Raw genomic sequence first — 12,748 nt, forward strand, 5'->3', positions numbered from 1 at the left:
AAGATGAGGCGTTGCCGGGTGGTGGCGTGGTGGCAGTGAGGGAGGAGCAAGCCGTGGGGTGGCGCGGATCGGTGGCACTGGTGCTCGCGTCGAGCACCGGCGGGGTCGGGCAGCACGTCGGGTCGCTGACCCGCGGGCTGGTCGCCGCCGGGTGCGAGGTGATGGTGTGCGGGCCGGCCGCGACCGACGAGCTGTTCGGCTTCGCCGCCGCGGGTGCGACCTTCGTGCCGGTGGAGATCCCGGCCAACCCGGGCGCGCAGGACGCGGGCACGGTCCGCAAGCTGCGCGGCGTGCTCAGCAGCCGCCCGGTCGACGTCGTGCACGCGCACGGGCTGCGGGCCGCGTTCGTGGCCGCGGTCGCGCGGACCGGCAAGCCGCTGGTGGTCACGCTGCACAACACGGTCATGGTCCGCAAAGGTCTGCGCGGGCAGGCGGCCGCCCTGGTCGAGCGGGTCGTCGCGCGCAGCGCCACCCTCACCCTGGGGGCCTCGGAAGACCTGGTCGAGCGGGCCACCACGCTGGGTGCCCGCAACGCCCGGCTCGGCGCCGTGGCCGCGCCCACGCTGGCCCCGCCGCGGCGCACCCGGGCCGCCGTGCGGGCCGAGTTCCGGCTGCGGCCGGAGACGCCGCTGATCGTCTCGGTCGGCCGGCTGCACCCGCAGAAACGCTACGACCTGCTGGTCGAGGCGTCGGCCCGGTGGAAGGGCCTCGACCCGGCCCCGGTCGTCGTGGTGGCCGGCTCCGGGCCCAGCTACATGTCGCTGGCCCAGCTCGCTTCGCAGCTGCACGCCCCGTTCCACCTGCTCGGCCGCCGCTCGGACGTGCCCGACCTGCTGCTCGGGGCCGACCTCGCCGTGGTCACCAGCGACTGGGAGGCCCGGCAGCTGTTCGCCCAGGAGGCCCTCGAGGCCGGGGTCCCCCTGATCACCACCGCCGTCGGCGGGCTGCCCGGCCTGGTCGGCGACGCGGCCGTGCTCATCCCACCGGGTGACGTCGACGCGATCGACACCGCCGTGCGTGACCTGCTGGCCGACAAGGACAAGCGGGCCGACTACGCCGCCCGCGGCCCGCGCCAGTCCGCCACCTGGCCGAGCGAGTCCGACACCGTCGCCGACGTGCTCGCCGCCTACGCCGAAGTGACGGCCCGAGAGTGACCCCTCCCGACCCGGCGCGCCCCGATCGCGATCCCGAAGCGACGCCCGCCGCCCCAAGCGGCCCGAAAGCGCCGCCCGCCGCGGCCCCAAGCGGCCCGAAAGCGACGCCCGCGGGCCCCGGCGGCTCGGAAGCGACGCCCGCCGACCGGGACGGCTCGGGGGCGGCGCCCAGCGAACGGCACCTCGAGAGTGACGGCCCGGGCAGCGTGCTTCTCGAGCGGGTGCGCCGCGGGGACGGCTTGCGGCCGCGGTTTCTCGACCGGCTGCGCCGGGTTCCGCCGAGCTCGGTGGGGGCGCCGCGATCGGGGCGGCGGGCGTGGGTTCCGTACGTCCTGGTGGTCCTGATCGCGGTGGCGAGCCTGCTGGGGCTGGCGATCCGGCCGTCCACGACGGCGACGCCGGGCAGCGCCGACTACGTCATCGTGGCCGGGGCGGCGGGGCTGCGCTGGGACGATCTCGACCCGCAGCGCACACCCGCGCTCTGGCAGGAGGCCACCCGCGGCTCGGTCGGCTGGCTGTCGGTGCGCTCGGCCATGAAGGTGACCTGCCCGTCCGACGGCTGGCTGACCCTGGGCGCCGGCAACTACGCGGCCTGGCCCCGGCGCACGGCCAGCAGTCAATGCGAGCCTGTCTCGCCCAGCCTCACCCGGCCCGACGGCATCGGCGCCAACGTCACCGACCAGCGGGCCGTCGTCCAGAACAACCAGGACCGGCTGCCGTACGGGGCCACGCCCGGCGCGCTCGCCGAGTCGGTGCGCTGCACAGTGGCGGTCGGCCCGGGCGCCGCCATCGCCGCCGCCCGGCCGTTCGGCCGGGTCGACACCTACCAGCCCGAGCTGCCGGCCGACCCGGGGAAGCTGCTCTCCGACTGCGTGCTGTCCTTCGTCGACCTGGGCCCGGTCAGCGGCTCCGGCACCGCCCGGCAGGCTCAGGTCGAGAGGGCCGACGCGCTGCTGGCGCGGGTCGTCGCGGCCCGCCCCGAGCGGTCGCTGCTGCTGGTCGCGGGTGTCTCCGACACCGAGCGCTCGGGGCGGCTGCACGTGGCCATCGCCGAGGGCGAGGGCTGGAACGGCGGCTGGCTGACCTCGGCCGGGACCGGGCGTGACGGCTACCTGCAGCTCATCGACCTGGCCCCGACGATCCTGTCCGCGCTGGGCCGCCCGGCCCCGGAGAAGCTGTTCGCCGGGCGTACGGCCACCGTGGTCGAGGGCCGCCCGGCCGACATCACCGACGCGATGCTCGGCGTGCACAACGCCGACCTGCGGGCCAAGGCGCAGAACGCGGTGGCCGGCATCTTCTTCACGGTGCTCGCCATCGTCCAGGTGCTGCTGTTCCTGCTGTTGGTGCCGGTGATGGTCCGGGCCCGGCGGCACGCCGGGCCACGCGGTCCTGCCCTGCCGCCCAAGCGGCTGGTCGTGGTGGCCGAGATCGCGCTGATCGCGGCCGCGCTGGCCATCCCGGCCGCGCTGCTGGCCGACGCCACGCCATGGTGGCGCAATCCGCACCCAGCTTGGGTCTTCGGGACGGTCACCGGCCTGTTCACGCTCATCGGCACCGCCGTGCTGCGGCTCTCGCCGCGCTACCACCGCACGCTGTGGCCGCTGGGCGCGGCGGCCGGGGTGGCCGCCGTGGTGGTCGGCCTCGACCTCATCACCGGGGCCCGGCTCCAGCTCAACGGCGTCGCCGGCTACTCGGCCACGCAGGGCGGGCGGTATGCCGGGGTCGGCGTGGTCGGTCTCGGCGTCTTCGTGGCCGGTCTGCTGGTGGCGGCCGGCTGTCTCGCGCAGTGGCTCAGCAAGCCGTGGCGGCCGGTGATCGTGGTGCTGTTCGGCGGCGTCGGCGTGGTCATGGTCGGCAGCCCCTACCTGGGCGCCGACCCGGTCGGGGCGGTCGCGGTCACGGCCGGCGTCTGTGTGGCCGCGGCGATCAGCCGGGGCGGCTGGCTGACCTTCGCCCGCTTCGCCTGGGCGGCGGTGGCCGGCGCGGCCGTCACCATCGGTTTCGCGGTGGTCGACGTCAACCGGCCCGCGGCCGACCAGGGCAGCCTGGGCCGGTTGCTCTCCGAGCTGGCCAACGGCACCGGTGGCCCGGCCATGCAGCGGGCCGCCGCGGCCAACGGCCAGACCCTGCTCAACAGCCCGCTGACGATTCTGGCGCTGGCCGGGGTGCTGATGCTCGCCTTCTGCCACTTCTCGCCCTGGGGCGGGCTCAACCGGGTCTTCGGGCTGCATCCGGCGCTGCGCGCGGCCGGGGCCGGGGTGACGGTGGCGACGCTGGCGGCGGGGGTGCTCAGCGGTTCGGCGCTGACCGTCGCCGGGGCGGCCGCCGCGGCCGTGGTGCCGACCGTGGCGCTGACCGTGCTGCGGGTGCTGCTGCACGCGGCGGACCGTACGCGTCCCGAGGGCGAAACGGACGGGCCCGGTGGCCCGGCGTTGCGCGACGATCGCGCAATGTCAGGTTGACACGCGTCACGACCAGCCCGAACGTGCGTGGTCGTTCTCAGGTGTTACGGTGGACTCCCGTGGATGGGGCCGCTTTTCACGCCCCGGTCTGCACGTCGGTTCAACAGACGACCACGGGAGCAAGGCCTTGGCCTCAACAGTGCGCGACACGCGGCACATCTTCGTCACCGGGGGCGTCGCCTCCTCGCTGGGCAAGGGCCTCACCGCCTCCAGCCTCGGCAACCTTCTGACCGCGCGCGGACTGCGGGTCGTCATGCAGAAGCTCGACCCCTACCTCAACGTCGACCCTGGAACGATGAACCCGTTCCAGCACGGCGAGGTCTTCGTGACCGAGGACGGGGCCGAGACCGACCTCGACGTCGGCCACTACGAGCGCTTCCTCGACCGTTCGCTGTCCGGCAAGGCGAACGTCACGACCGGCCAGGTCTACTCGGCCGTCATCGCCCGCGAGCGCCGCGGTGAGTACCTCGGCGACACCGTGCAGGTCATTCCGCACATCACCAACGAGATCAAGTCGCGGATCTTCGCGATGGCCGACGAGGACGAGACGGGCCGCAAGCCCGACGTGGTCATCACCGAGGTCGGCGGCACGGTCGGCGACATGGAGTCGCTGCCGTTCCTCGAGGCGATCCGGCAGGTCCGCCACGAGGTGGGCCGCGACCACGTCTTCTACCTGCACGTCTCGCTGGTGCCCTACCTGGCCCCGTCGGGCGAGCTGAAGACCAAGCCGACCCAGCACTCGGTGGCCGCGCTGCGCAACATCGGCATCCAGCCCGACGCGCTGATCTGCCGCAGCGACCGGGAGATCCCCGAGAAGCTCAAGCACAAGCTGGCGCTCTACTGCGACGTCGACCGGGAAGCCGTCATCGCCTGCCCGGACGCGCCGAGCATCTACGACATTCCCAAGGTGCTGCACGAGGAGGGCCTCGACGCGTACGTCGTCCGTCGCCTCGGTCTGTCGTTCCGGGACGTCAACTGGTCGACCTGGCACGACCTGCTGGAGCGGGTGCACCACCCGAAGCGGACGATCACCATCGCGCTCGTCGGCAAATACGTCGACCTGCCCGACGCGTACCTCTCGGTCAGCGAGGCCATCCGGGCCGCCGGCTTCGGCAACACCGTGAAGATCCAGCTGCGCTGGGTGCCCAGCGACGACTGCGAGACCATGGCCGGCGCCGCGGCCGCCCTGAAGGGCGTCGACGGCATCGTGATCCCCGGCGGCTTCGGCGTGCGGGGCATCGAGGGCAAGATCAACACCTCGCGGTACGCCCGGGAGAACCTGATCCCGATCCTGGGCATCTGCCTCGGCCTCCAGTGCATGACCATCGACGCGGCGCGCCACCTGGCCGGGCTGACCGGGGCCAATTCGCTCGAGTTCGACGAGCAGGCCCCGTACCCCGTCATCTCCACCATGGCCGACCAGCAGGACATCGTCGCCGGCAAGGGCGACCTGGGCGGCACGATGCGCCTGGGCGCCTACCCGGCCACGCTGGCCGAGGGCTCGGTCGTGGCCGGGGTGTACGGCTCGACCGACATCTCCGAGCGCCACCGCCACCGCTACGAGGTCAACAACGACTACCGGGCCAAGCTGACCGAGGCCGGGCTGGTCTTCTCGGGCACCTCGCCCGACGGGCGGCTCGTCGAGTTCATCGAGCTCGATCACGACACCCACCCGTACTTCGTGGCCACCCAGGCCCACCCCGAGCTCAAGAGCCGCCCGACCCGGCCCCACCCGCTCTTCGACGGCCTGGTCAAGGCCGCCATCGAGTACGCCGCGGCCGACGAGCTCCCGGTGGACGCGTCGTGACTTTCCAGCACCGGACCGTCTCCAGCACGTCTCGCTACAAGGGCCCGATCTTCGAGGTCTTCAGCGAGGAGGTGACCATGTCCGGCGGCGGCACCGCCCAGCGGGACGTGGTCCGCAACCGCGGCGCGGTCGGCATCGTGGCTCTCGACGAGGTCGACCGGGTCGTGCTGATCCGGCAGTACCGGCACGCGGTCGGCCAGCGCCTGTGGGAGCTGCCCGCCGGCCTGCGCGACGTCGAGGGTGAGGAGCCGCTCACCACGGCCGCCCGCGAGCTGGCCGAGGAGGCCGACGTCGACGCCGCCCGCTGGGACCTGCTGATCGACATGTACAACTCGCCCGGCTTCAGCGACGAGACGATCCGCATCTTCCTCGCCCGCGACCTCACCGAGGTGCCGGACGACAAGCGCTACTCCCGCACCGACGAGGAGGCCGACCTGGAGATCACCCGCGTCGACCTCGACGAGGCGGTGGCGATGGTCTTCCGCGGCGAGATCACCAACGCCGCAGCGGTGGGCGGGCTGCTCGCGGCGGCCCGCGCCCGCGACGAGGGCTGGGCGACTCTGCGGCCCGCCTGACATTCTCGTTCGATCCCGGCCCGGCGGTCCTCCGCCGGGCCGGTTCGGCATATCGGCTCGGAGTGTGCTTGGGCGGGTGGGCTGTTAGCGTTCGATCATGACGGGGCCTTATGCGGACGAGCGGTGGCGTGCCCACTGGGTGCCGGTCGACCGGCGGACGTTCGGGATGGACCGGCGGACGCTGCTGCCGGCGGCGGTGGTGGCGTTGCTGGTCGCGGTGGCGGTGTGGGTCGTGCCGGCGATCAACGACCGGGTGTCGGTGGATGATCCGATCGTGGCCGGGGACGTGGTCCAGGTGGGGCCGGGCGTACGGTTCGTGCCCGCGGTCGGGGCGAATCTGCTGGCCGGAGCGCGGCAGGGCGACGGCGGGCCGGCCGGCTATCCGGGGACGGCGGCCGTGTCGTACGGCGGGGTCACGTTCGAGGTCGTCGCGGACACGTACCGCGGCACGCCGGCGCAGCTGCTGGCCCAGATCAAGAAGACCAACGAGGGGCTACGGGTACCCGATGACGCGGGCTTCCACGTCACCGGCGATCCGGTGACGGTCACCAACGGGAGCGGCGACCTCGGAGTCGCGGCCGACTTCGAGGGTACGAACGGCACCGGGCTCGTGGCCGCGTTCGTGTTCGGCGAGACCGGCGTCGAGGTCGAGGTGGTCGGGCCGCAGCAGGTGTCCGAGAGCGTGCAACGGCAGGTCGTGGCCATGCTGCAGTCGGTCGAGCCGGTGGGGAGCGCGTCGTGACGGTCACCACCAGGGAAGCCGCCATCACGCGTACCGGCTGGGGTAATGCCTTTTCGTTCTGGCAGCCGCGCAACGCCTGCTTCTGGGTGTATGTGCTCACCGTCGCCTATGGACTGTGGGTGCTGTTCGGCACGCTCAATCAAGGGATCCGGCTGTACGCTCCGGCGCTGACGGCCAGCGCGATCATCTTCGCGTTCTACGCCGTGGTGTTCTGGTGGTTCACCGAGCGGATCGACCGCTACTCCAAGCAGCCGCTCGGCCTGGCCGTGGCGGCGTTCGTCTGGGGTGGCTTCGCCGCGCCGTGGGTGATCGCGCTGTCCGGCAACTCCGCCCTGCTCGACCTTTACGGCAAGTTGTTCGGCGAGGACTTCCAGCAGGCGTTCGGGGCCGGGCTGACCGCGCCGTTCTTCGAGGAGCTCGGCAAGGCCTCCGGTGTGCTGCTGCTTTTGTTCATCGCCCCGCGCGTCGTACGCACGGCCTACGACGGCTTCATCCTGGGCGCGTTCGCCGGTCTCGGCTTCGAGATCCTCGAGGACATCCTGTACGGATTGAACGCCGCCGCCGACGAGTTCGGCTCCGACCAGCTCGGCACCAGCCTGCACACCGTCGGCCTGCGGCTGCTGACCGGCTTCTCGTCGCACATCCTGTACTCGGCGATCGCCGGCGCGGGCGTCGTCTACCTCGTCGGCACCCCGGCCCAACGGCGCCGGACCGGTCTCGGCCTCGGATTGGTGCTGACCGCGATGGTGCTGCACGGCCTGTGGGACTCCAACGTCGGCCTCGCCGACGGCGACGGCCGGCTCGTCCTGCTTTTCATCCTGCTGGAGATCCTGCTCGCCTTCACCGCCGTGATCTCGGTCTTCCACCTGACCGTACGGCCGGAACGCGCGGCCATGCGAGCGGTGATGGCCCCCGAAGCCGACTCCGGCGTCATCACCCCCGAGGAGCTGGACGCCCTCGCCGGCGGCTGGCGCGAACGGCGCCGCTACCGCAAAGCCGCCCACAGCCGCGCGGCCCGGCGAGCGAGGCATCATCGCCTCGAAGCGGCCCACGACCTCGCCGACCAACTGGCGGCCGCCGGCGGCGGGGAAAGCCCGCGGGTCGAGTTCGCCCGGGAAGAGCTGGCTCGACTGCGAACCTCCTGACTCCTCAGTGATGCGGGCGCCGGGACCGCGCCCGCATCACCACCGGGTGGTTCTACTTCTTGGCCTTCGGAGCGGCGCTTTCCTCGGCGCCCGCCCCGGCCTCTTCACCAGCGCCGGCTTCCTCGCCCGCGCCGGCTTCCTCGCCGGCCCCGGCCTCTTCGCCCGCGCCGGCTTCCTCGCCGGCCCCGGCCTCTTCGCCCGCGCCAGCGTCGCCGCCGGCCACTACGGCCTTGGCGTCGGCCAGGGCGAGGCAGGCCTGCAGGAGGCTCTGCTGCGCGGAGGCGACAGCGGCCGCGGCGGCGTCGTTGGCGGCACCCGCGTCCTCACCCGCGCCGGCCTCTTCACCCGCGCCGGCTTCCTCGCCCGCGCCGGCTTCCTCGCCCGCGCCGGCCTGTTTGCCCGCGCCGGCCTGGTCGCCCGCGCCCGCTTCCTCGCCGGCCGCGCCTTCCTCGGTGCCGGCCTTCTCCTTCTTGCCGGCGGCCTTACCAGCGGCGGCCTTCTTCAGAGTCTTGGCCCACTTCTTGGCCATCGCCTTGTTCTGCGCTTTGGCCGCCGCGGAACCGGCAGCGGCCTCCTCCTGGCCGGCCTGGTCGCCGCCGGCGGCGGCCGCGTCGGCGGCGAAGGCGTCGCAGGCTGCTTCGAGGGCCGCGGCCGCGCCGGCCGCCTGCTCGCCCGGGGCCTGCTGCTCGACGGGGGCCAGCTCCTCGCCGTCGCAGACCACCGCGCCCGCGTTGACCTGCACGTCGGCGCACTTCGCGACGTCGAACTGCTGGCCGTCGACCGTGACCACGTCGACCGCTTTGGTGTCGGATCCGGTGCTGGCGTTGGCGAGCTGCACACCCGCCGCGCCGAGCGCCACCACGACTCCGGCCACCACCACCGCGCCTATCGTCTTGCGACGACCACCCTGGTTCCCTTGGCTTCGAAAACGCCGGTAAGCGCGCGACCTCATGATCACTCCTCGTCGTCGGACGTCGATGTCACCTGGTTGCGGGCCAGTACGGGCACCGACGCCCGGACGGTTCAACGCGATATCGCCGAGGCACCTCCGAAAGGGTCTATTTCCGCAGGTCAGCGAGGGGAGAAAAAATCTCGAGCAAAAGCGGCAGGACGAGCCCGGGCCGCATCCCGGCCATGTGGTCGACACCCGGGATCAGGGTTACGCTCCAGCCGAGGGATTCCAGTTCGGATCGGTTCTCGGCCAGCCGCTCGGCGATCGGCACCCGCAGGTCGCCCCATTTCGCGCCGTACTGAATATTGTCCTCCGCGCCGGCGAATGCCATTCGCGGAATGCGCAGACCTTCCAGTGCCGCCCGCTCGTCGAAGGACTCCAGCGATTCGTAGAGGGTCACGTATTGCCCGGTCTGCGCGGGCGGCACCGACACCTCGACCGACTCCCAATCGCCCGGCGTGATGTCCGCCGGCGACGATGATTTGCCGGCATTGTCGACCGCCATGCGATGCGCGGCCCGAGTCACCCCGAGCATTTCTGCATACGGCCCGCCGAGCGGGGGATAACCGCCCATGACCAGCGCGGTCAGCCGGTCGGTCCGGACCGCCAGTTGCAACCCGGCCAGCGCGAGCCACGAGTAGCCGTAATAAGCGAATCGTGGCGCGTCGGCCAGTGCCAGCAGGTCGGCCGCGACCGCCGCCGCGGTCAACGACGACGCGGGATGGCGGGCCCGATGCCCCTCGTAGTCGGCCGCCACCACCCGGAACCCGGCCCCGGCCAGCCCGGTCGCCAGCCGCTGCCCGACATCCGGCTCGGCGCCCCAGGCCCGCATCTGCGAGGCCTGCGGCTCGTCCGTGATCGCGGTGCTGATCGGCAGCAGCACGGTGGGACCGTCACCGATCACGCTGACGTCCAATTCCGTACCGTCGTGCAGCCGTGCCATGACGCCTCCCGAACGAAACCATATACGGTGTAAGGACTACGCGGTTATACACTGTAAGGACTATGGAGGACAACAGCGCCCACGTCCGCCGGCTGTGGCGGCATCGCGGCACGGAACTGCCCACACCCCGCCGCGGCCCGCGCCAGCAGCTGGACCTCGACGAGATTTTGCGCATCGGGATAGCGATCGCCGACACCGAGGGCTTGAGTGCGGTCTCGACCCGCGCGATCGCCGCCCGGCTCGACCGCACCGCGATGGCGCTCTATCCGTACGTCGGGACGAAAGACCACCTCATCGCCCTGATGCAGGACCAGGCGACCGCGATGCCGGAGTGGGCCGAGCCCACCACCGGCCTGGCCGGCGCGCTGCGGGCCTGGGCGTTGAACCTGTTCAACACCTACCGGGCGCACCCCTGGCTCACCGAGCTGCCGTGGTCGCGGGCCACCCAGGGCCCGCACGAGCAGGACTGGCTCGAGCGGCTGCTGCAGATCCTCGACACCTGGCAGGTCGACCCGCTGCAACGCGCCACGGTAGTCACCATGCTCTATGCGACGGTCCGGGCCACCGCCGGCACGGCCGCCGCCTACGAGCGCATGGAGCCGGGCAGCGCGGCCGGCTGGCTCGCCCAGGCCCAGGAGACCGCCCGGCAGATCCCGGACTTCCGCGACCGCTACCCCCTGGCGACCAGCCTCCCGCCACACGCCGCTGATTGGCGCGACGCCCCCGAGAAAGCCCTGCTCAGCAGCGTCGACCTGCTGGCCTCAGCCCTCACCCAGCAGCCGCCCGCCCGCGGGTAGGGAGTGGTGGGTGATGGGGGATCGCCGGACCGGCCCGATCGCGCGCCGGGCAACCCGCCTGATCACGGCCCGGCTGGCCGCGATGGCGGTGATCAGCACCCGCTAAGGGGAGGTGGTGCGCCGAGGGGGGGGTGGGAGGTGCTGCGCCGAGGGGGGTGGGAGGTGCTGCGCCGAGGGGGGTGGGAGGTGCTGCGCCGAGGGGGGTGGGAGGTGCTGCGCCGAGGGGTGGGGCGTGGTGCGCCGGGGGGAGTGGGAGGTGGTGCGCCGAGGGCAGTGGGAGCGGGGTGAGCCGGCCGCGGGCCGCAGCAAGTGGGCTGCCATCGTCGCCGGCCCGGCCGACGCTCCCTTCCCACCCCGGTGAGGGGAGCGGGAGGGGGCGGGCCGAGGCGATGGGAGGTGGGTGGGCGCCGCGGAGCATAAGCGGCGGGACGCGGTCGGGTGTCAGGGCGCAGCGGGCAGGCAGGCGTCCGGGAGGAGGAACCAGCGGAGCTTTTCGAACGCGGCCGGCAGCTGCAGGCGTACGCCATCGGCTGGGGACGGACGGCCCGTCAGCAGCGCGCGGGCCTCCTCGAGGTAGCCCGCCAGGGCGTCCTCGCCGACCGTGACGGGCGGTGGCAGGGGCGTGCCGAGCAGCAGGTCGGCCAGGTGGACGGGGGGATCGGTGTGGCGCACGTGGGTCCAGCGGCCGGTGCGCGGGTCGAAGCGGTAGTCGGGCAGCAGCGCCGCGCCGTGGCGGGCGATCAGGGTGACCGCCTCGATCAGGTAGTCGGCCACCGTGTCGGAGATGAAGTAGTTCAGGTTGAGCCTGGTCCAGCCGGGCTTGATGCCCTCCCAGCCCTCGACGATCTCGCTGCGGAACTCGCGCGAGTGGGCGTCGTCGATGCCGAGCAGGCGGTGGCCGTACGGGCCGGCGCAGGAGCAGCCGCTGCGGGCCTGGATGCCGAACAGGTCGTTGAGCAGCGCCGCCACGTAATTGTGATGCAGATGGAGCGAGCCCGCGCGGACCTGGAACGACACGATCGACAGGCGGTCGGCGTCCAGGTCGCCCAGGATCGAGATGTTCTCCTCGCCGGCCCACCGCGCACGGGCCCGCTGCCACAGCGCCCGCTCCCGCTCCTCGATCACCTCGGGGCCGACGGCGTCCTTGACCGCGAAGACCAGCCCGGCCCGGATCGACTCGACGATGGCCGGGGTGCCGCCCTCCTCGCGGGCCACCGGGTCGGTCAGGTAGCGGTGGCCGCCCGGGTCCACGTACGCCACGGTGCCGCCACCCGGCACCACCGGCACCCGGTTGGTCAGCAGGTGCCGGTCGATCACCAGCACGCCCGGGGTCTGCGGCCCGCCGGCGAACTTGTGCGGCGACAGGAAGACCGCGTCCTTGTCGTGCATCGAGATCGGCACGTACGGCCCGGCCGCGGCGTAGTCCCAGACCGACAGCGCCCCGTGCTCCTTGAGGATCCGCGAGACCGCCGCCGTGTCGGTCAGGATGCCGGTCACGTTCGACGCCGCGGAGAAACTGCCGATTCGCAAAGGCCGCTGGCTGTACGCGGTGAGGGCCGCCCGCAGCGCGTCGAGATCCACATGCCCGGTGTGGTCGGACTCGATCTCGACCACATCGGCGATCGACTCGCGCCAGGGCAGCTCGTTCGAGTGGTGCTCGTAGGGCCCGACGAAGATCACCGGCCGGTCCCGCTGCGGGATGCGCTCGCTCAAGCCGTACGCGTCGTCGAGGCGTTCCGGAATCCGGATGCCGAAGACCCCGGCCAGCTTGGCCACCGCCGACGTCGCCCCCGACCCGCAGAAGATCACCACGTGGTCGGGGCCGCCCCCGACGCTGCGGTGGATCATCTGGCGGGCTTCTTCACGCAGCGCCCCGGTCTGCGCGCCGGTGGCCGACGCCTCGGTGTGCGTGTTCGCGTAGCGGGCCAGCACCCGCTCGCGGATGAAGTCCTCGACGAAGTCGAGCGCCTGCCCCGACGCGGTGTAGTCCGCGTAGGTGATCCGGCGCGGACCGAAGGGGCCCTGTAGCACCTGCCCGGAACCGATCAGCCCGTCCCGGATCCGTTCGAGCATGCCCATGGCCGCCTCCCCATTGAGGTTGAACAGCACAGGTCCGCTCCTGCGCCGTCCCGGACGATATATGAGCGTGCCACGCTTTCCGCCGCACCGGT

The 12,748-nt window shown here is 72.6% G+C and carries 10 protein-coding genes; 7 read left to right on the forward strand and 3 right to left on the reverse strand.

Annotated elements, in window-relative coordinates; genetic code table 11:
* Positions 1–53: 53 nt before the first annotated feature.
* The 6 genes from AB0J66_RS11445 (at position 54) to AB0J66_RS11470 (ending at position 7,885) form a co-directional block, all read left to right on the forward strand.
* Positions 54–1,154, forward strand: coding sequence for a glycosyltransferase family 4 protein (locus tag AB0J66_RS11445; protein WP_364658743.1), 1,101 nt, complete (start codon positions 54–56; stop codon positions 1,152–1,154).
* A gap of 239 nt (positions 1,155–1,393) precedes the next feature.
* Entirely contained in the window at positions 1,394–3,616 is a 2,223-nt protein-coding gene (locus tag AB0J66_RS11450; protein WP_364658745.1) for a hypothetical protein, read from the forward strand.
* A gap of 127 nt (positions 3,617–3,743) precedes the next feature.
* Positions 3,744–5,423: a CTP synthase gene (locus AB0J66_RS11455; RefSeq protein ID WP_364658747.1), complete on the forward strand. Its 1,680-nt coding sequence runs from the start codon at positions 3,744–3,746 to the stop codon at positions 5,421–5,423.
* A complete protein-coding gene (locus tag AB0J66_RS11460; protein ID WP_364658749.1) occupies positions 5,420–5,998 on the forward strand; it encodes an NUDIX hydrolase in 579 nt (192 codons plus the stop codon). Before AB0J66_RS11455 ends, AB0J66_RS11460 begins: the two co-directional genes overlap by 4 nt.
* A gap of 97 nt (positions 5,999–6,095) precedes the next feature.
* Positions 6,096–6,740 (forward strand): hypothetical protein, encoded by a 645-nt coding sequence (locus AB0J66_RS11465; RefSeq protein ID WP_364658751.1) that lies wholly within the window; start codon positions 6,096–6,098, stop codon positions 6,738–6,740.
* Positions 6,737–7,885, forward strand: coding sequence for a PrsW family intramembrane metalloprotease (locus AB0J66_RS11470; RefSeq protein ID WP_364658753.1), 1,149 nt, complete (start codon positions 6,737–6,739; stop codon positions 7,883–7,885). The genes AB0J66_RS11465 and AB0J66_RS11470 overlap by 4 nt, the downstream gene beginning before the upstream one ends.
* Before the next feature lie 52 nt (positions 7,886–7,937).
* On the opposite strand, the gene AB0J66_RS11475 is transcribed toward AB0J66_RS11470, so the two are convergent.
* Together AB0J66_RS11475 and AB0J66_RS11480 are read right to left on the reverse strand one after the other, a co-directional pair.
* Positions 7,938–8,765 (reverse strand): hypothetical protein, encoded by an 828-nt coding sequence (locus tag AB0J66_RS11475; RefSeq protein ID WP_364658754.1) that lies wholly within the window; start codon positions 8,763–8,765, stop codon positions 7,938–7,940.
* A gap of 178 nt (positions 8,766–8,943) precedes the next feature.
* The gene (locus tag AB0J66_RS11480; protein WP_364658756.1) at positions 8,944–9,780 is read right to left on the reverse strand and encodes an alpha/beta hydrolase; all 837 of its coding nucleotides are present in this window, start codon (positions 9,778–9,780) and stop codon (positions 8,944–8,946) included.
* A 62-nt stretch (positions 9,781–9,842) separates the two neighbouring features.
* Between AB0J66_RS11480 and AB0J66_RS11485 the strand changes: the two genes are divergently transcribed.
* Positions 9,843–10,577: a hypothetical protein gene (locus tag AB0J66_RS11485; protein WP_364658758.1), complete on the forward strand. Its 735-nt coding sequence runs from the start codon at positions 9,843–9,845 to the stop codon at positions 10,575–10,577.
* A gap of 441 nt (positions 10,578–11,018) precedes the next feature.
* On the opposite strand, the gene AB0J66_RS11490 is transcribed toward AB0J66_RS11485, so the two are convergent.
* The gene (locus AB0J66_RS11490) at positions 11,019–12,686 is read right to left on the reverse strand and encodes an aminotransferase class V-fold PLP-dependent enzyme (RefSeq protein WP_364658760.1); all 1,668 of its coding nucleotides are present in this window, start codon (positions 12,684–12,686) and stop codon (positions 11,019–11,021) included.
* Positions 12,687–12,748: the final 62 nt, after the last annotated feature.

This window comes from Actinoplanes sp. NPDC049598, assembly GCF_040675435.1.
Taxonomy (GTDB): Bacteria; Actinomycetota; Actinomycetes; order Mycobacteriales; family Micromonosporaceae; genus Actinoplanes.

Bases quoted from the DNA above. Each gene is read 5' to 3' on its own strand.
- AB0J66_RS11465 (WP_364658751.1), top strand. From the start codon at position 6,096: ATGACGGGGCCTTATGCGGACGAGCGGTGGCGTGCCCACTGGGTGCCG.
- AB0J66_RS11480 (WP_364658756.1), bottom strand. From the start codon at position 9,780: ATGGCACGGCTGCACGACGGTACGGAATTGGACGTCAGCGTGATCGGT.
- AB0J66_RS11485 (WP_364658758.1), top strand. From the start codon at position 9,843: ATGGAGGACAACAGCGCCCACGTCCGCCGGCTGTGGCGGCATCGCGGC.